Raw genomic sequence first — 18,958 nt, forward strand, 5'->3', positions numbered from 1 at the left:
TGGTGGTCGCCTGCCCGGTGACCGCACAACGGTGATCGGCCAGCGGCCTCAGACGGCCGCGGTGACAATCAGCTCCAGCAAAATCTCCGGGTCGTCGAAGGCCACTTGGGCCGTGGCCCGCGCCGGCGTCTGCGTGGCATTGATCCACTCGCTCCACAGCGCGTTCATGGCGGCGAAATCCCGGCCCATGTCTTTCATCCAGATCTGCACGCTGAGCAGTCGGTGCTTGTCGCTGCCGGACGCGGCCAGCAGTTCATCGATCCGTTGCAGCACCTGGCGGGTCTGGCCCTGGATGTCCTGGCTGCAATCGGCGGCGACGACACCGCTGAGCCAGGCCACGCCGTTGTGCACGACGCTGCGGCTCAGGCGTGGGTTGCTTTCGATGCGTTGAATACTCATGAAGGTTCCTCGATGGAGAGATGCTCGCCAGCCAATTGGGCGAGCGTGATGGGTTTGAGGGGTGAGCGGATGCGGTAATAGCCCACCTCGGCGGGTGCGACGCCGCGACGCTCGGCAATGATTTCGGTGACGCTCAGGCCGCACTGGCGCCCCTGGCACGGGCCCATGCCGCAACGTCCAAAAGCCTTGGTCTGATTGGGGCCCAGGCAACCCAGGTCGACGTAACGACGGATGTCGCCAGCGCTGACCTCTTCGCAGCGGCACACCGTGACGTCGTCGGCGGGAATGCGATTCTCTGTTCGAGGGCGATACAAGGTGTCGAGCAGTGGCCGTGCGGCGCGAGCACGGCGCAAGGCTTGTTGCAATGCCCCGGCTTTACCCTGCTGACCGGCGATGGCCAGCGCAGCCAGGCGCCCCTCCAGTTGCGCCACCTGGGCCCCGCCGATGGCGCCACCGTCGCCTGCGATGAAAATGCCCGGCGTGCTGCTTTCTCCCCATCGATTGCGGCGCGGCGCCCAGCACAATTGCTGTTCGCTCCAGTCGTGGGCCAGGCGCAACGACCAGCTCACCTGGGTGTTTGGCACCACGCCTTGATGCAGCAGAATCAAATCGGCGCGAATGCGCTGGGCGCGACCTTGACTGTCGAAGCTCAAGGCGCAGGCCCGATCCGTACCTTCAACCCGCAGGTTGCACGCACCGCGAAAATGCCGGACGCCGGCCCGCTTGAGTTCCGCCAGCAGCCCCAACCCTTTGAGCAAGTCGCGCCAGCCGCGCAGCGCGCCGGGAATATAGCGCCAAGCCCGCAGCAGATCGCTTCGCAGGTTGGTATCCACCAGCGCTTCAAGGGTGATCCCGGCGCGCAGGTATTGCACCGCCAGCAGGTAGAGCAATGGACCACACCCGGCCAGCACCACAGGCGAGGCCGGCACCATGGCAGCGCTCTTGAGCAGGATCTGCCCGGCTCCGGCGGTCATGACGCCCGGCAGGGTCCAGCCAGGAATCGGCATCGGCCGCTCGAAGGCGCCTGTGGCGATCAACAGGTGACGCCCTTGCAAGACTTCGGCACGGCCCTCGATCAGGTAATGCACCTCGCATTGCGACGTCACCTGCCAGATGGCCGCGCTGGGAAGATAGCGGGCACCGCATTGCAGAAAGTCGGCGGCCAACTTCGCCCCGGCCACGTAGTCGTCACCCAACACCGCGCGGCTGCGTAGATCCGCCTGGAGCACCTGGCGATAAATCTGTCCACCCGGGCTGGCCTGCTCATCCAGCACAACCACGGACAAGCCTTGGGCCCGGGCTTCGAGCGCAGCGCTCATGCCCGCCGGGCCAGCGCCGATGATAATCAGGTCGATGGCTGCGTTACTCATCGCCGCCCTCCTCCCGCAGTGCCAGGCAAGCGGCACCGTGTTGGCGGCGCACGCGCATGCCGGCACGCACCGGCACCAGGCACGCCTGGGCATTGGCTTGGCCGTCCACCTCCACCAGGCACTCGAAACATACGCCCATCATGCAGTAAGGTGCGCCGGGACGAGCGTTGATGGCGCTCTCGCGAGTGTGGTGGATACCGCAGCCCAGCAGCGCCGCCGCCAGGGATACATCGGCGGGCACTGTCAGCGGCGTGCCTTCGAATTCGATTTGCAGAGTGTGATCTCCCAAGGCCAGTGGCCGGAACAGACGATCAGCCGACATGGCGCACCTCGGCTTGCCGGTTGAAACGTTGCAGCCCGAATGGCTGCACCGCCAGATCATCGAATTCACCCGCAATCCATGGCGCCAGACGCAACGCATGGGCAGCGGCCAGGGTCACGCCGCTGTGGCAACTGACAATCGACAAGCCCGGGCGGCCTTGAGGCGTTTCGTAGATCGGAAAGCCGTCGGCGCTCATCACCCGCAGCGCACCCCAGGCCCGCACCAGTCGGACCTGGCCCAACCGTGGGAAACACTGCACGGCGCGCCGGGCAATGGCGGCCATGACCTGGCTGCCGGTGCCGTCATCGAAGCCCGCCGACTCATGGGAGTCGCCCAGTTGCAGCGTGCCCTCGTCTGTCTGGCGTACATAAGTGGTGGGGTATTGCAGAAAGGGTTCGAGCCGCTCCGTGACGAGGATCTGCCCGCGGTTCGGTTGCACCGGCACGTCCAACCCGACCATGGCCCCTAGCGCCCGATTGCCGAGGCCGGCGGCCAGCACAACCTGACAGGCGGACCAGCGCTTATCTCCAGCCCGCAGTTCGAAACCCGTTGCACCTGCTTCGAGCGCGTCGACGTGATGGCCGTTGATAAGCCTGACCCCGCGCGACTGGCAGGCGGCGTAGAGCGAGCGCAGCAGCTTGAGCGGATTGACGTGGCCGTCCATGGGCGAAAAACAGCCGCCGACCACATCCGGCCCAATGCCCGGCAAACGGGCGCGCAGTTGCGCATTGTCCAGCAGTTCAAAGGGGTAGTCGCCAGCAAGGGCTTCGCGCAGCCAACCCAGCCGATGGCTTTCCTCGGCCATTTCCCCGTCGCTCAGACACAACTGAAAGCCGCCCTGTTGGCGCAGATGAATGTCGATGCCGGTATCCGCGTGCAGCGCCGCAGCGAACCGAGGCCAGAGCGCCACCGATTCTCGCGTCCATTGCGCATACGGGCTCATGCGGTAGCCCTTGCCCTGGACCCAGAGCAAACCGAAGTTGCCCCGGGCGGCGCGAATGGCGTCGTCGCCTTCGTCGAGCACGCTTACCTGGCGTCCGAGCAAGGCCAGCCCATAGGCGACGGACATCCCCACCAGGCCTCCCCCCACGACAATGACATCAGTTTTTTGCATGGATTTCTTATCGCTGTTTTCAACGCCCATCATTCAATCAGGCGCCAGCCCATGGCTGCATCAATTGATTTCAATCGATCCTAGGGCGCTGACAACACCTTGAAAAATGCTTTATTTTGGCAATCTCATGTTTTTTTGTTATGGATAGGTCCGCACCATGAACCTCCGCCAATTGGAAGCTTTTCGCGCCGTGATCCTGGGCCAGACCGTGACCCGCGCCGCCGAAATGCTGCACATCTCGCAACCGGCGGCGACCCGGTTGATCGCCAGCCTGGAAGAGGACATCGGTTTCAGCCTGTTCGACCGAGTCAAGGGGCGGCTGCAACCCACCGCCGAGGCCATAACCCTGTATCAGGAAGTGCAACGTTCGCTGCTGGGCGTGGAACGCATTGCACGGACCGCCCAGGACATCCGCACGCTCAAGCGCGGCTCACTGCACATTGCCTGCGCACCCGCCATGGGCTTGTCATTCGTGCCTCGGGCGATTGCCGCGTTCATGGCCGAACACGATCAGATGCAGATATCGCTGGTGGTGCATTCGTCCCGGGAAGTTGTGGACCTGGTGGTGGGCCAACGCTGCGACCTGGGCCTGATCGTGCTGCCCAACACCTACCCCAGCCCCCGTGCGGAAAAACTGCTGGCGACGCGCATGCTTTGCGCCCTGCCCGCCGGCCATCGCTTGCAGGACCAAGAGACGATCCGTCCGGAAGACTTGCAGGGCGAACCGTTCATTTCCTATCCCCAGTCGATTGCCTCGCGCCAGCAGATCGATGCGATCTTCGCCGCCCATGGCGTGGACCGTGTACTGCGCCTGGAAACCCAACTCTCGCTGCCCATGTGCGTGCTGGTCGAACAAGGCCTGGGCGTGGCGCTGGTGGACGCCATCAGCGCTGTCGAATATCGCGGCCAGGGCATCGTCTTTCGCGCCTTCGAGCCGGCGATAGAAATGGACTTCAGCATGCTCCTGCCCATCCAGGGCCCGGTTTCCAGGCTGCAAGCCAGTTTTCTGGAGCACATGCGGCGCTTCATCGAAGCGCAGGTGCCGGCGGCCTATCGGTTCTGAACGGATCACCTGAGCCGCCCAATGGATCCACTAATGTAGCCAATCGTCCATTCTCACAGCAAAATCGTTGACAACTAAATTAGTTAAGAGAGTTAATGGATCCACAAACAAGAACAATCCGCCTGGAGATCCGTCATGTACCCCAAGAACGCCTGGTACGTTGCCTGCACCCCCGATGAAATCGCCGACAAACCCCTGGGTCGCCAGATCTGTGGTGAGAAGATGGTTTTTTACCGGGGGCACGAAGGCAAGGTCGCAGCCGTGGAAGACTTCTGCCCCCACCGCGGCGCTCCGCTCTCCTTGGGCTACGTCGAAAACGGCAACCTGGTGTGCGGCTACCACGGCTTGGTGATGGGCGGTGATGGCAAGACCGTCGAGATGCCGGGGCAACGGGTACGGGGATTTCCCTGCAACAAGACCTTTGCGGTGCAGGAACGGCATGGCTTCATTTGGGTCTGGCCCGGTGACCAGTCGCTGGCCGATCCGGCACGGATCCATCATCTGGAATGGGCCGAAAGCGATGAATGGGCCTACGGTGGCGGTCTGTTCCATATTCACTGCGACTATCGCCTGATGATCGACAACCTGATGGACTTGACCCACGAGACTTACGTCCACGCCTCGAGCATCGGCCAGAAGGAAATCGATGAAGCGCCGCCGGTAACCACCGTCGAGGGCGATGAAGTAGTCACCGCCCGCCATATGGAAAACATCATGGCTCCGCCGTTCTGGCGCATGGCCTTGCGCGGCAACAACCTGGCCGATGACGTGCCGGTGGATCGCTGGCAGATCTGCCGTTTCACCCCACCCAGCCATGTGCTGATCGAAGTGGGCGTGGCCCATGCCGGCAATGGCGGCTATCACGCTGCACCGCAATTCAAGGCGTCGAGCATCGTGGTGGATTTCATCACACCGGAAACCGAGACCTCGATTTGGTACTTCTGGGGCATGGCCCGGCATTTCCAGCCGCAGGATGACGCCCTCACCGCGTCCATTCGCGAAGGCCAGGGCAAGATTTTCAGCGAAGACCTGGAAATGCTCGAACGCCAACAGCGCAACCTGCTGGACCATCCACAGCGCAACCTGCTCAAGCTCAACATCGATGCCGGCGGCGTGCAGTCCCGGCGGGTGCTGGAGCGCTGGATCGCACGGGAGCGCGAGGCTCAAGCCGAGTTGATCGCCAGCACTCATCAGCCGCAACTGGCGGAGCAACGGCCATGATCGAAGTCCAGGTCACGGCGCGAAACAGCGAAGCCCTCGATATTTGCAGCTACGAGCTGACGCGGGTCGACGGCGAGCCATTGCCCGCCTTCACCGCCGGTGCCCATATCGATGTGCACTTGCCCGACGGGCTGATTCGCCAGTACTCGCTGTGCAACCATCCCGAGGAACAGCACCGCTACCTCATCGGCGTGCTCAAGGACCCGGCGTCCCGCGGTGGTTCGCGCAGCTTGCATGAACTTATCCAGCCCGGCATGCGCTTGCACATCAGCGAACCGCGCAACCTGTTTTCGCTTGCTCCCCACGCCCGGCGCAGCCTGCTGTTTGCCGGCGGCATCGGCATTACGCCAATCCTGTGCATGGCCGAGCATCTGGCCCAGAGCGGTGCGGCGTTCGAGTTGCATTACTGCGCCCGTTCGCGGGACCGTGCGGCCTTCGTCGAACGCCTGCGCCAGGCCCCTTACGCCGACCGGGTCTTCCTGCATTTCGATGAAGCACCCGAAACCCTGCTGGACGCCGCCAAGGTGCTGGCCGCCCCCGATAGCGACCTGCACCTCTACGTGTGCGGGCCCGGAGGTTTCATGCAGCACGTCCTCGACACCGCCAAGAGCCAGGGCTGGCAGGAAGACTGCCTGCACCGCGAATACTTCGCCGCCGCCCCCACCGACACCCGCGCCGATGGCAGCTTTTCGGTCAAGCTCGCCCGCAGTGGCCAAGTGTTTGATGTACCGGCGGACCGCAGCGTGGTGCAGGTGCTGGAGAGCCATGGCATCGAAATCCCGATCTCCTGTGAACAAGGCGTGTGCGGTACCTGCCTGACGCGGGTGCTGGAAGGTGTGCCGGAACATCGGGACATGTTTCTGACCGAAGCTGAGCAGGCCTGCAACGACCAGTTCACCCCGTGCTGCTCCAGGTCGAAGACACCGGTGTTGGTCCTCGACCTCTAACACCCAGACAACACGGAACCCTGTGGTGGGCTTGCTCCACAGTGTTTACCGTGGATCAATCTGTGCCGTGATGGCTGGGAAAGCTTTTGTGGCGAGGGAGCTTGCTCCCGCTTGAGTGCGCAGCGCTCATCGCTTTTTTGGGGCCGCTGCGCGCCCCAGCGGGAGCAAGCTCCCTCTCCACAGGACCGTGCCGTTCCCAAAACCTTTGTGGATATCCAACGTCACCGCAAACTGACCCTCCGCCTTCGCGAGCAAGCTCGCTCCCACAGGGGAAATGCGATCACCCAGAACCAGGTCGGCTACCAGGCCGCCTCGGGACGGGCTTTGATCTCGGGGCGCCCGTTAACCACGATGCCTTCGCTTCCGGGCTCTTCAAAAGTGACCCGCAGTAAGGGCGGCCCCCTAAGCCGCCGTGACCGCAGCAACGGATATACACACAAAACGAACTACCACCGGTCGCCATAAAAATAAATATCAAACTCCGCAACCCGCCCTCCGTGCATACCACTGACCTTCAAAAACCCCATCCCAACGCTGTAATTCCACGCCCCACAAAAACCACCCTAATACCACTTAAACTACACCCGAATAAATACCCAGAAAACACTGGCCAACCCCAGAAAAGCAGCGTTGACATGGTATTCAAGTGGTATTAGCTTCCACCCCACTCACCGAGCGACAACGCCCAAAAAAAACGCATCGGACAAACAAATGAACAACATCCAGACCCTACGCCCCGACGACACCCAACCCACCCCGCTCTACCTGCAACTGGCCCGCAACCTCGAAGCCGCGATCCACGCCGGCCAATGGAAAGCCGAGCAAGCAATGCCCTCCGAGCGCAGCTTGAGCGAGCAACTGGGCATTTCCCGGGTCACCGCCCGCAAGGCGTTGGAGGTGCTGTTCGAACAAGGCCTGATCCGCCGCAACCAAGGCTCGGGCACGTTCATCACCCCGCGCCTGGAACAACCGCTGTCACGCCTCAGCGGCTTCAGCGAGATGCTCCGGCTCAAAGGCTTCGTACCCGGGTCCCAGTGGCTGGAGCGAGAAATCACTCCGCCGACCCACGAAGAGCTGATCCGCCTGGGCCTGTCGCCCACTGACAAAGTCGCCCGGCTCAAACGGCTGCGCAAGGCCGACGATACGGTCATGGCCATTGAGATGAGCACCCTGCCCGCCTCGATTATTCCCAAGCCGCAGGCAGTGGGCGATTCGCTTTATGAATTCCTCGACGGCATCGGCAAACCCGTGGTGCGCGCCCTGCAACACATCCAGGCGATCAACGCCTCGGACGAATTCGCCGCCCTGGTGGGCATCGCCCCCGGCACCGCGATGCTGCTGATGACCCGGGTCGGCTACCTGGAAGACAACACGCCCATCGAAGTCACCGACACCTATTGCCGCAACGACTACTACGACTTCGTCGCCGAGTTGCGGCGCTAGACGATCAGAGAATCCCCATGTCCGAAAACAACATCCTCACCGCCAACGGCTGGATACGCGGCCGCCTGGTCCATGAACAGGGCAAGGTCGTGTCCATCGAAGGCCAGCCCTGCGACCCGACGAGCAACGACCTGCCCTACCTGCTGCCGGGATTCATCGACCTGCATGTGCACGGCGGTGGCGGCAAGGACATCATGGAAGGCGCGCCGGCGTTCGACACCATTGCCCGCACCCATGTGCGCTTCGGCACCACGGCGCTGCTCGCCACCACCATGACCGCGCCAAGCGAAGAGATCGCCAGCGTACTCGGAGCCCTCGGTGAATACTGCGAACAGCGGCCCAGCGGCAGCGCGCGCATCCTGGGCGTGCATTTGGAAGGGCCTTACATCAACCCCGGCAAACTCGGCGCCCAACCGAATTTCGCCCATACCGCGTTGATGGCTGAAGTGGAGACGTACCTGGCCCTGGCGCCGATCCGGGTGATCACCATCGCGCCGGAAATCGCCGGCCACGATGCCTTGATTCGTGCCCTCAGCGCCCGGGGCGTGCGCATGCAGATCGGTCATACCCTCGGCAGCTACGAAGAAGGCGTCGCGGCACTGGCGGCCGGGGCCAGCAGTTTTACCCATTTGTACAACGCCATGAGCCCGCTGCATCACCGTGAGCCCGGCATCGTCGGCGCGGCGCTGGCCCATGCGCAATATGCCGAGCTGATCCCGGACTTGCTCCACGTGCACCCCGGCGCCATGCGCGTGGCCTTGCGTTCGATCCCGTGCCTGTATTGCGTCACGGATTCCACCGCCGCCGCCGGCATGCCCGACGGTGAATACAAGCTGGGCAGCCACACCGTGACCAAATGCCTGGGCGGTGTGCGCCTGGCCGACGGCACGCTGGCCGGCAGCACCCTGACCATGGACCAGGCCCTGCGCAACCTGGTGAAAATCGGCCTGCCCCTCGCCGAAGCCTCCCGACGCCTGTCGCAATTCCCCGCCGACTACCTCGGCCTGCCCGAACGCGGGCGCCTGCAACCCGGCGCCTGGGCCGACTGCGTGCGCCTTGACCGTGTCCTGAACCTGATCGACGTGATGGTCGAAGGAGAAGCCATTGACTTCCAAGATGCTTGAAGAGGCCTTGGCCTCGTCCGACGCTGTCGAGCGCCAATTGCAGCGATTGGACCCCGCCCTGCAGGAGATTGCCGGACGCCTGCGCCGCCAGCCGCCGCAGGTGGCGATGACCGTGGCCCGTGGCAGCTCCGACCATGCCGCCAGCTACTTTGCCTACCTGACCATGCAACAACTGGGTTTTCCGGTGGCCTCGTTGCCGATGTCGGTGGTGACCATGCAGCAGGCGCCGTTGAAGGTCAGTGGCCAGGTGGCGTTCGCGTTTTCTCAATCGGGGCAGAGCCCGGACCTGGTGAACAGCCTGCGCCTGTTGCGCAAGCGCGGCGCCTTGAGCGTGGCGATGGTCAACGCAGAAGACTCTCCGCTGGAGGCGGCTTGTGAATTCAGCGTGCCCTTGTGCGCCGGCATCGAAAGCAGTGTCGCCGCCACCAAGAGTTTCATCGCCACCCTCAGCGCCAGCGCGCGCCTGGTGGCCCACTGGAAAGACGATGCCGAGTTGCTCGACGCCGGCGCCGCGCTGCCCGAAGGCCTACGTGAAGCCGCGCACCAGGATTGGAACGTTGCCGTCGAGGCGCTGCGTGAATGCCAGCGCTTGATGGTCATCGGCCGTGGCGCCGGGTTCGCCATCGCCCAGGAAGCGGCACTCAAATTCAAGGAGACCTCGGCGATCCAGGCCGAAGCCTTCAGCAGCGCCGAGGTTCGCCACGGGCCGATGGCACTGATCGATGAGCATTATCCGCTGCTGGTGTTCGCCCCCCGCGGTGCCGAGCAGGCCGGTGTGTTGAGCCTGGCCGCCGACATGCGCCAGCGCGGCGCCCGGGTGCTGCTGGCCGCGCCCGATGACATCGCCGAGCGTGACCTGACGCTGACCCGTGCCGAGCACCCGGCCCTGGACCCGATCCTGGCGATCCAGAGCTTTTACCGGATGGCCGCCAACCTGGCCGTGGCTCGAGGCCTGGACCCGGACCAGCCACGGCACTTGAGCAAGGTCACCCGGACCCACTGAACCGATGGCCCTTTAACGCAAGGCCAATAAGACTTCACAGAGAGCGAGCCCATGCCCAACAACAATAAAGAGCTGACCCTCAGCGCACCGCTCAGCGGGCCGGTGCTCACCCTCGCCAACGTCCCGGACGCGGTGTTCGCCAGCGGCGCCATGGGCGACGGAATTGCCATCGATCCGCTGAACGACACCCTCTACGCCCCTTGCGATGGCGAAGTTATCCACGTCGCACGCACCGGCCACGCCGTGACCCTGCGGGCCGACAACGGCGCCGAACTGCTGCTGCACCTGGGGTTGGACACCGTCGAGTTGCAGGGCGACGGCTTTTCCATGCTGGTCAAGGAAGGCGCGCGGGTCAGCAACGGCCAGGCACTGCTGCGTTATGACGTGGACAGCGTGGCCCAGCGCTGCAAAAGCCTGGTCAGCCTGCTGATCCTCACCAATGGCGAACACTTCCAGGCACGGCCCATTACCCTCAAAGGCGTCAAGGTCGGCGAGCCGTTGCTGCACATCGTCAGCAAGAAACCGAGTGAAACACGCGACGATGAACCGCACGTCGGCATCGAAGTGTTCGGCCAGATCCGTATCGCCCATCGAGGCGGCCTGCACGCGCGGCCAGCCGCCTTGGTTCGCCAGGCCGCACAAGGGTTCAAGAGTCGCTCACACCTGCACTTCGGTGGCCGCTCGGCGTCCTGCAACAGTGTGATGGGCATGATGGGGCTGGCGATCACCGAACAGGCCGAAGTGCACGTCAGTTGCCGCGGCAGCGATGCCGAAGCGGCGTTGCAAGCGCTGCTGAAAACGTTATCCACAGCCTTGGCCGAAGAAGCCCATGCCGAGGCACCACCGGCCAAGGCGCCGAGCCGCACCGCCGAAGACGGTGTGCTCCACGGCGTATGCGCCGCGCCCGGGCTGGTCAGCGGACCGCTGGTTCGGCTGGAAGGCATGCAGTTGCCCGAGGACATCGGTGACCACAACGTCGCAGAACAACGGCAACGGCTGCGCGATGCCTTGGCGCACGTCAGTCACGACATCGAGTTGACATTGGAGAACGCCAAGGCCCGGCATCACGTCGATGAGCAAGCGATCTTCAGCGCCCATCTGGCGTTGCTGGAAGATCCGGTCCTGCTGGACGCCGCCTACCTGTCTATTGAGCAAGGGAGCGCGGCGGCTCAGGCCTGGAGCCGGTCCATCGACGCGCAATGCCAAGTGCTGCGGCAATTGCAAAGCGCGTTGCTGGCCGAGCGCGCCAATGATTTACATGACCTGCGCCAGCGGGTCCTGCGGGTGCTGCTGGGTGAGGCCTGGCAGTTCGACGTGCCGGCGGGCGCCATTGTCGTCGCCCAGGAGCTGACCCCGTCGGACCTGCTGCACCTCAGTGCCCAAGGCGTGGCCGGTGTGTGCATGGCCGAGGGCGGCGCGACGTCCCACGTGGCGATCCTGGCCCGTGGCAAAGGCCTGCCCTGCCTGGTGGCGCTGGGCGAGACACTGCTTGCACAGGCGCCGGGGCAATCGGTGGTGCTGGACGCGGACGGTGGCCGCCTCGAACTCACGCCAACCGCCGAGCGCCTGGCGCAGGTGCAGCAAGCGCAGACCCGACGCACAGCTCGGCGCGCCGAGCAGCAGACCCTCGCCCACACGCCGGCGCAAACCGTCGATGGGGTGGAGGTTGAAGTCGCCGCCAACGTCGCCTCCAGCGCCGAAGCCGGCCAGGCGTTCGCCAACGGTGCCGAGGGCGTTGGCCTGCTGCGCACCGAATTTCTCTTCGTCGACCGCCACACCGCCCCCGATGAAGAAGAACAGCGCCTGGCCTATCAAGCCGTGCTCGATGCCATGGGCGACAGGCCGGTGATCATCCGCACCATCGACGTTGGTGGCGACAAACAATTGGACTACCTGCCCCTGCCGGCCGAAGCCAACCCGGTACTCGGCCTGCGGGGCATCCGCCTGGCCCAGGCGCGGCCGGAACTGCTGGACCAGCAATTGCGCGCCCTGCTGCAAACCCGCCCTCTGCACCGCTGCCGGATTTTGTTGCCGATGGTCACCGAGGTCGACGAACTGCTGCACATTCGCCAGCGCCTCGACGCCCTCGGTGCCGAGCTTGGCCTGAGCGAACGCCCGCAACTGGGGGTGATGATCGAAGTGCCAGCCGCCGCCTTGCTGGCCGAGCAACTGGCCGAGCACGCGGACTTCCTGTCCATCGGCACCAACGACCTGTCCCAGTACACCCTCGCCATGGACCGCGACCACGCCGGGCTCGCCGCCCGGGTCGATGCCCTGCACCCGGCACTGTTGCGGTTGATCGCCCAGACCTGCGCTGGCGCTGCCAAACATGGGCGTTGGGTTGGCGTGTGCGGGGCCCTGGCCTCCGATCCCCTGGCGACGCCGGTGCTGATCGGGCTAGGCGTACGGGAGCTGTCGGTCAGCCCGCCCCAGGTCGGCGAAATCAAGGACCGCTTGCGTCACCTCGATGCCGCCCAGTGCCGCGGCGTCAGTACCGATTTGCTGAACCTGGCCAGTGCCGCCGCCGTGCGCCAGGCCTGTCATCAACACTGGCCCCTGGGCTGAGCCACGTCGGACAACAATAAAAGGAGAGACGCCATGTACCAGCATTTCATTGAAGGGCTGCAACGCCTCGGCCGGGCGCTGATGCTGCCTATCGCGATCCTGCCGATCGCCGGCCTGCTGCTGCGCCTGGGTGACACCGACCTGTTGAACATCGCGATCATTCACGATGCCGGCCAGGCGATCTTCGCCAACCTCGCGCTGATCTTCGCCATCGGCATCGCCGTGGGTTTCGCCCGGGACAATAACGGCACGGCCGGGCTGGCCGGGGCCATCGGTTACCTGGTGATGATCGCGACGCTGAAGGTCCTCGACGCGACCATCAACATGGGCATGCTGGCCGGGATCATCAGTGGTCTGTTGGCCGGCGCGCTGTACAACCGCTTCAAGGACATCAAGCTGCCGGAATACCTGGCGTTCTTTGGCGGGCGGCGCTTCGTGCCGATTGTCACCGGCTTCAGCGCGGTGGGCCTTGGCGTGGTGTTCGGTTTGATCTGGCCACCGATCCAGCACGGCATCAACAGCTTCGGCGAGCTGTTGATGGCCAGCGGCAGCTTTGGTGCGTTCGTCTTCGGTGTATTCAATCGGTTGCTGATCGTCACCGGCCTGCACCACATCCTCAACAACATGGCCTGGTTCATCTTCGGCAGCTTCACCGACCCGACTACCGGAGCGGTGGTCACCGGTGACCTGACCCGCTATTTCGCTGGCGACCCCAAGGGCGGCCAGTTCATGACCGGCATGTTCCCGGTGATGCTCTTCGGCCTGCCCGCGGCGTGCCTGGCGATGTACCGCAACGCCCTGCCCCAGCGGCGCAAGGTCATGGGCGGGATCCTGTTGTCCATGGCGCTGACGTCGTTCCTGACCGGCGTCACCGAGCCCATCGAATTCGCCTTCATGTTTCTTGCGCCGTTGTTGTACCTGGTCCACGCGTTGCTCACCGGCCTGTCGATGGCGGTGACTAACTTATTGAATATCCACCTGGGCTTTACCTTTTCCGGCGGTTTCATCGACATGGTCCTGGGCTGGGGCAAATCCACCAACGGCTGGCTGGTCTTTCCGGTGGGCCTGGCCTACGCGGCGATCTATTACCTGGTGTTCGACTTCTGCATCCGCCGCTTCGATCTGAAGACGCCGGGCCGTGAAGACGTGCCGGCGGGCGACAAAGCGGTCATCGCCGAAAACCAACGGGCCGCCGCCTACATCCAGGCCTTGGGTGGCGCTGACAACCTGATCACCCTCGGCGCTTGTACCACGCGCCTGCGGCTGGACCTGGTGGATCGCAACAAGGCCTCCGACGCCCAACTCAAGGCCCTCGGCGCCATGGCTGTGGTTCGCCCCGGCAATGGCGGCAGCTTGCAGGTGGTGGTGGGGCCGATGGCCGACAGCATCGCCGATGAGATCCGCTTGGCATTGCCTTCTTCCGATAGGCCAGCCAGTGCGCCCGCGAACGCCGTGGTCGAGCCGGCCTCAACGACAATTGTCTCGGAGGCCGAAGCACAGCAATGGCTCGATGCCCTGGGCGGTGGCAGGAACGTGTTGCAGCTCGATTGCGTGGCGACGAGCCGTTTGCGGGTGCGGTTGGCTGATGGCAAGGGATTGTCGGAAAGCCAGCTCAAGGCGCTGGGTTGCCAGGGGATCAGCTCGCTGGAAGGCGGTGTTTGGCACTTGTTGTTAGGGGAGAAAGCGCCGGGGTTGTGGCGGGCGTTGGAGGCGGTGGTGCTGAGTGGTAAGGCGGATGTCAAAGCCTAGGCCTTCGCCGACTGTCTGGCCCCTTCGCGAGCAAGCCCGCTCCCACAGGTCTGATGTCGTTCACAAGTTCTGTGGACAATACAAATCCACTGTGGGAGCGGGCTTGCTCCGGGCGGCGATCCGACGAAGGGGCCTGCACACACCCAACACCTATATCTGACACACAACAAGCCCGTGGCGAGGGAGCTTGCTCCCGCTCGGTTGCGCAGCAACCGCCAAAAAGCTTAGGGCCGCTACGCCCGAGGCGTCGGACCGTCCCAGCGGGAGCAAGCTCCCTCGCCACAAGGGTTCGTGTACACAGAATCGCACGCAAAAAAAACCGCTGATTAGATCAGCGGTTTTTTTTATTTGGGCGGAGGGAAAATCAGAAATCCTCCAACCGCCATACCTCAAACGCCGGTGTCTCGTAGGGATGGCTCTGCTTCAACGCCTCCATCACTTGCCGAATCAACCCATCGGCCACCACCAGCTCCACCTTCCATTCCTCGACCTGCTCGACCTGCCCCGCCTCGCCAATGAACGGCTGGCTGCCGTCCAAAGGGCGAAACTGGCCCAGGCCCAGCACTTGCCAGGCGCAGTGGTCATAGTCGCCGATTCGCCCGCCACCGGCAGCGAATACGGCGCTTTTGACCTCGTCCACATGGCTGTCCGGGACGAAGAAGCAGAGCTTGTACACCGTCTTAGTTCACCCAGACGCGCGCGTTGCGGAACATGCGCATCCATGGCGCGTCTTCGTTCCAGTCGTCCGAACGCCACGAGTTCTGCACCGCGCGGAACACCCGCTCCGGGTGCGGCATCATGATCGTGACACGGCCGTCGCGGCTGGTCAGGCCGGTGATCCCGCGCGGCGAGCCGTTCGGGTTGGCCGGGTAGGTTTCGGTGACCTTGCCATGGTTGTCGACAAAACGCAGCGACACACAACCGGACAGGTCGGCTTCGAGCAAGGCTTCTTCGCTTTCGAATTCCGCGTGGCCTTCGCCGTGGGCGATGGCGATCGGCATGCGCGAACCGGCCATGCCCTGCAGGAAGATCGAGTTCGATTCCTGGACCTGGACCATCGCCACGCGGGCTTCAAACTGCTCGGAACGGTTACGCACGAAGTGCGGCCAGAACTCGCTGCCCGGGATCAGCTCGTGCAGGTTGGACATCATCTGGCAACCGTTGCACACGCCGAGGGTGAAGCTGTCGGTGCGTTCGAAGAAGCCCTGGAACGCATCGCGGGCACGGCTGTTGAACAGCGCCGACTTGGCCCAGCCTTCACCGGCACCCAGCACGTCGCCGTAGGAGAAACCGCCACAAGCGACCATGCCCTTGAAGTCGTTCAGGTCGACACGACCGGCCAGGATGTCGCTCATGTGCACGTCGATCGCGTTGAAACCGGCGCGGTCGAACGCTGCCGCCATTTCCACCTGGCCGTTGACGCCCTGCTCGCGCAGGACCGCCACTTGTGGGCGAATGCCTTTCTTGATGTAAGGCGCGGCCACGTTGTCGTTGACGTCGTAGCTGAGCTTGGCGCTCAGGCCCGGGTTGTCTTCTTCCAGCAGCGCGTCGAATTCCTGCTCGGCGCACTCGGCGTTGTCCCGCAGGCGCTGGATCTGGTAGCTGGTTTGCGCCCACTGGCGCTGCAACAGGCGACGCTGGCCTTCGAAGACGGTGTCGCCGTTGAAGGTAATGTTGATGTGGGCGTTGTTGATCGGCTGGCCGATCACCGAGACGCAATCGGCCAGGCCGGCGGCGCTGAACTGGGCCAGGATGTCTGGCGTGGCGTCCTGGCGAACCTGGATCACCGCACCCAGTTCTTCGTTGAACAGGATGGCTGGGATCTCGGCCTTGGACTCGGCAACGCTGTCCAGGGTCAGGCTCAGGCCGCAGTGACCGGCGAAGGCCATTTCTACCACAGTGGTCAGCAAACCACCGTCGGAACGGTCGTGGTAGGCCAACAGGTGACCGTCGGCGTTGAGGCCCTGGATCACGGCGAAGAATGCCTTCAGGTCTTCGGCATCATCGACGTCCGGCGCTTGCGAGCCGAGCTTGCCATGCACCTGGGCCAGGATCGAGGCGCCCATGCGGTTCTGGCCACGGCCCAGGTCGATCAGGATCAGGTCGGTGGTGCCCTTGTCCATGCGCAGCTGCGGGGTCAGGGTCTGGCGGATATCGGTGACCGGGGCGAAACCGGTCACGATCAGCGACAGCGGCGAGGTTACGCTCTTGTCCACGCCTTCGTCGTTCCAGCGCGTGGCCATGGACATGGAGTCCTTGCCCACTGGAATGGTGATGCCCAGCTCAGGGCACAGCTCCATGCCGACCGCCTTGACAGTGTCGTACAGGCGGGCATCTTCACCCGGGTGGCCGGCGGCGGACATCCAGTTGGCCGACAGCTTGATATCGGACATCTTGCCGATGCGCGACGCCGCGATGTTGGTCAAGGTTTCGCCGATCGCCATGCGGCCCGAGGCCGGGGCGTCCAGCAGCGCCAGCGGCGTGCGCTCGCCCATGGCCATGGCTTCGCCGGTGTAGACGTCGAAGCTGGTGGCGGTCACGGCCACATCAGCCACCGGCACCTGCCATGGGCCGACCATCTGGTCGCGGGCCACAAGGCCAGTGATGGTACGGTCGCCGATGGTGATCAGGAAGCTCTTGCTCGCCACGGCCGGGTGGTGGAGCACGCGCTCGATGGAATCGGCGATGTCGAGGGTGGACGGATCGAAATCGTCGCCCAGCTCCGCTTCGCGAACCGCCGAACGGTGCATGCGCGGGGCCTTGCCCAGCAGCACTTCCAACGGCATGTCCACCGGGCTGTTGCCGAAGTGGCTGTCGGTGACGGTCAGTTGTGGCTCGGCGGTGGCTTCACCCACCACCGCGAACGGGCAACGCTCGCGCTCGCAAATGGCCTGGAAGCGCTCGAAGTCAGCCGGGCCGACCGCCAGGACGTAACGTTCCTGGGATTCGTTGCTCCAGATTTCGTGCGGGGCCATGCCCGGCTCGTCGTTTGGAATGTTGCGCAGTTCGAAGCGGCCACCGCGGCCACCGTCGTTGACCAGTTCCGGGAAAGCGTTGGACAGGCCGCCCGCGCCGACGTCGTGGATGAAGCTGATGGGGTTTTGCTCACCCAACTGCCAGCAACGGTCGATGACTTCCTGGCAACGGCGCTCCATTTCCGGGTTTTCCCGCTGGACCGAGGCGAAATCCAGGTCGGCCGAGCTGGTGCCGGTGGCCATGGAGGAAGCCGCGCCGCCACCCAGGCCGATCAACATGGCCGGGCCGCCGAGGACGATCAGCTTGGAGCCGACCAGGATCTCGCCTTTCTGCACGTGTTCGGCGCGGATGTTGCCCATGCCGCCAGCGAGCATGATCGGCTTGTGGTAACCACGGACTTCTTCACCACGGGGGGTGGTGATGGACTGTTCGAAGGTACGGAAGTAACCGGTCAGGGCCGGACGGCCGAATTCGTTGTTGAACGCCGCGCCGCCCAGGGGACCTTCGATCATGATGTCGAGGGCGTTGACGATGCGCTCAGGCTTGCCGTACGGCTTTTCCCACGGCTGCTCGAAGCCCGGGATCTGCAGGTTCGACACGGTGAAGCCGGTCAGGCCGGCCTTGGGCTTGGCACCGCGACCGGTGGCGCCTTCGTCGCGGATCTCGCCACCGGAACCGGTGGACGCACCCGGGAACGGGGCAATGGCTGTCGGGTGGTTGTGAGTCTCGACCTTCATCAGGATGTGCACCGGCTCCTGGACCGCACCGTACTGGCGGGTCTCGGGGTTCGGGTAGAAGCGACCGGCAACGTTGCCGACGATCACCGCCGCGTTGTCCTTGTAGGCCGACAGCACACCTTCGTTGTGCATCTGGTAGGTGTTCTTGATCATGCCGAACAGGCTTTTTTCCTGGTCCTGGCCGTCAATATCCCAACTGGCGTTGAAGATCTTGTGGCGGCAGTGCTCGGAGTTGGCCTGGGCGAACATCATCAGTTCGATGTCGTGGGGGTTGCGCTTCAAGCCCTGGAAGGCGTTGACCAGGTAATCGATCTCGTCTTCGGCCAGGGCCAGGCCCAGCTCGGCGTTGGCTTTTTCCAGCGCGGCACGGCCACCGCCCAGTACGTCGATGGCGGTCAGGGGCTTGGGTTCGGCGTGGCTGAACAGACCGGCGGCCTGCTCCAGGTTGCCCAGCACGACCTGGGTCATGCGGTCATGCAGGCCGTCGGCGATCAACTGGGCCTCGGCCTCGCTGAACTCACCGGCGACATAAAAGGCAATGCCGCGCTCCAGGCGCTGGATTTTCGCCAGGCCGCAGTTGCGGGCGATGTCGCTGGCCTTGCTCGACCACGGTGAAATGGTGCCGAAACGCGGCAACACCAGGAACAGGCGACCAGCCGGCTCCTGGACAGGAACACTGGGGCCGTACTTCAGAAGGCGCGCGAGCACCTGCTGTTCGTCGCCGGTCAAACCGCCGGTGACTTCGGCGAAGTGAGCGAATTCAGCATACAAGCCGCTGACAGCCGGAACCTTCTGGCTCAGTTGCTCAAGGAGTTTGCTGTGGCGAAAGGCAGAAAGGGCAGGAGCGCCGCGCAGGATCAACATCTTCGGGACAGCCTCGGGAAGGGGGTGTGCTTTGAGGCCGTGCATTCTAGCCTAAACCGCC

General features: G+C 64.1%; 14 protein-coding genes. 8 read left to right on the top strand and 6 right to left on the bottom strand.

The window, feature by feature from the left end; genetic code table 11:
- Window positions 1–48: 48 nt before the first annotated feature.
- The 4 genes from ACIPQ1_RS15125 to ACIPQ1_RS15140 are packed head-to-tail and all read right to left on the bottom strand — an operon-like array spanning window position 49 to window position 3,205.
- Window positions 49–399, bottom strand: a complete 351-nt coding sequence (locus ACIPQ1_RS15125; protein ID WP_250962076.1) for a RidA family protein — start codon at window positions 397–399, stop codon at window positions 49–51.
- On the bottom strand, window positions 396–1,769 hold the full coding sequence (locus ACIPQ1_RS15130) for an FAD-dependent oxidoreductase (protein WP_446534382.1): 1,374 nt from the start codon (window positions 1,767–1,769) through the stop codon (window positions 396–398). The genes ACIPQ1_RS15125 and ACIPQ1_RS15130 overlap by 4 nt, the downstream gene beginning before the upstream one ends.
- Window positions 1,762–2,091: a (2Fe-2S)-binding protein gene (locus ACIPQ1_RS15135; protein WP_446534383.1), complete on the bottom strand. Its 330-nt coding sequence runs from the start codon at window positions 2,089–2,091 to the stop codon at window positions 1,762–1,764. Before ACIPQ1_RS15135 ends, ACIPQ1_RS15130 begins: the two co-directional genes overlap by 8 nt.
- On the bottom strand, window positions 2,081–3,205 hold the full coding sequence (locus ACIPQ1_RS15140; protein WP_446534384.1) for an NAD(P)/FAD-dependent oxidoreductase: 1,125 nt from the start codon (window positions 3,203–3,205) through the stop codon (window positions 2,081–2,083). Before ACIPQ1_RS15140 ends, ACIPQ1_RS15135 begins: the two co-directional genes overlap by 11 nt.
- Window positions 3,206–3,362: 157 nt before the next feature.
- Between ACIPQ1_RS15140 and ACIPQ1_RS15145 the strand changes: the two genes are divergently transcribed.
- From ACIPQ1_RS15145 to nagE, 8 genes are all read left to right on the top strand, one after another.
- A complete protein-coding gene (locus ACIPQ1_RS15145; protein ID WP_411384870.1) occupies window positions 3,363–4,268 on the top strand; it encodes a LysR substrate-binding domain-containing protein in 906 nt (301 codons plus the stop codon).
- 135 nt (window positions 4,269–4,403) lie between these two features.
- Entirely contained in the window at window positions 4,404–5,489 is a 1,086-nt protein-coding gene (locus tag ACIPQ1_RS15150; RefSeq protein WP_446534385.1) for a Rieske 2Fe-2S domain-containing protein, read from the top strand.
- Window positions 5,486–6,436: a PDR/VanB family oxidoreductase gene (locus ACIPQ1_RS15155; protein ID WP_446534386.1), complete on the top strand. Its 951-nt coding sequence runs from the start codon at window positions 5,486–5,488 to the stop codon at window positions 6,434–6,436. The genes ACIPQ1_RS15150 and ACIPQ1_RS15155 overlap by 4 nt, the downstream gene beginning before the upstream one ends.
- A gap of 711 nt (window positions 6,437–7,147) precedes the next feature.
- On the top strand, window positions 7,148–7,879 hold the full coding sequence (locus tag ACIPQ1_RS15160; protein ID WP_181286541.1) for a GntR family transcriptional regulator: 732 nt from the start codon (window positions 7,148–7,150) through the stop codon (window positions 7,877–7,879).
- Window positions 7,880–7,896: 17 nt separating this feature from the next.
- Window positions 7,897–9,003 carry an N-acetylglucosamine-6-phosphate deacetylase gene (nagA, locus tag ACIPQ1_RS15165; RefSeq protein WP_250965757.1) on the top strand — a complete coding sequence of 369 codons (1,107 nt, stop codon included), beginning with the start codon at window positions 7,897–7,899 and terminating at the stop codon, window positions 9,001–9,003.
- Window positions 8,984–10,006 carry an SIS domain-containing protein gene (locus tag ACIPQ1_RS15170; protein ID WP_250965758.1) on the top strand — a complete coding sequence of 341 codons (1,023 nt, stop codon included), beginning with the start codon at window positions 8,984–8,986 and terminating at the stop codon, window positions 10,004–10,006. The genes nagA and ACIPQ1_RS15170 overlap by 20 nt, the downstream gene beginning before the upstream one ends.
- Window positions 10,007–10,057: 51 nt before the next feature.
- Window positions 10,058–12,571: a phosphoenolpyruvate--protein phosphotransferase gene (gene ptsP, locus ACIPQ1_RS15175; RefSeq protein WP_446534387.1), complete on the top strand. Its 2,514-nt coding sequence runs from the start codon at window positions 10,058–10,060 to the stop codon at window positions 12,569–12,571.
- A 33-nt stretch (window positions 12,572–12,604) separates the two neighbouring features.
- On the top strand, window positions 12,605–14,320 hold the full coding sequence (gene nagE / locus ACIPQ1_RS15180) for an N-acetylglucosamine-specific PTS transporter subunit IIBC (protein ID WP_446534388.1): 1,716 nt from the start codon (window positions 12,605–12,607) through the stop codon (window positions 14,318–14,320).
- A 364-nt stretch (window positions 14,321–14,684) separates the two neighbouring features.
- Here the strand turns inward: nagE and ACIPQ1_RS15185 are convergent, their stop codons facing one another.
- Window positions 14,685–14,996, bottom strand: coding sequence for a YqfO family protein (locus ACIPQ1_RS15185; protein ID WP_250965761.1), 312 nt, complete (start codon window positions 14,994–14,996; stop codon window positions 14,685–14,687).
- 4 nt (window positions 14,997–15,000) lie between these two features.
- Window positions 15,001–18,897, bottom strand: a complete 3,897-nt coding sequence (gene purL / locus ACIPQ1_RS15190; protein ID WP_446534389.1) for a phosphoribosylformylglycinamidine synthase — start codon at window positions 18,895–18,897, stop codon at window positions 15,001–15,003.
- Window positions 18,898–18,958: the final 61 nt, after the last annotated feature.

This window comes from Pseudomonas sp. LARHCG127, assembly GCF_052871455.1.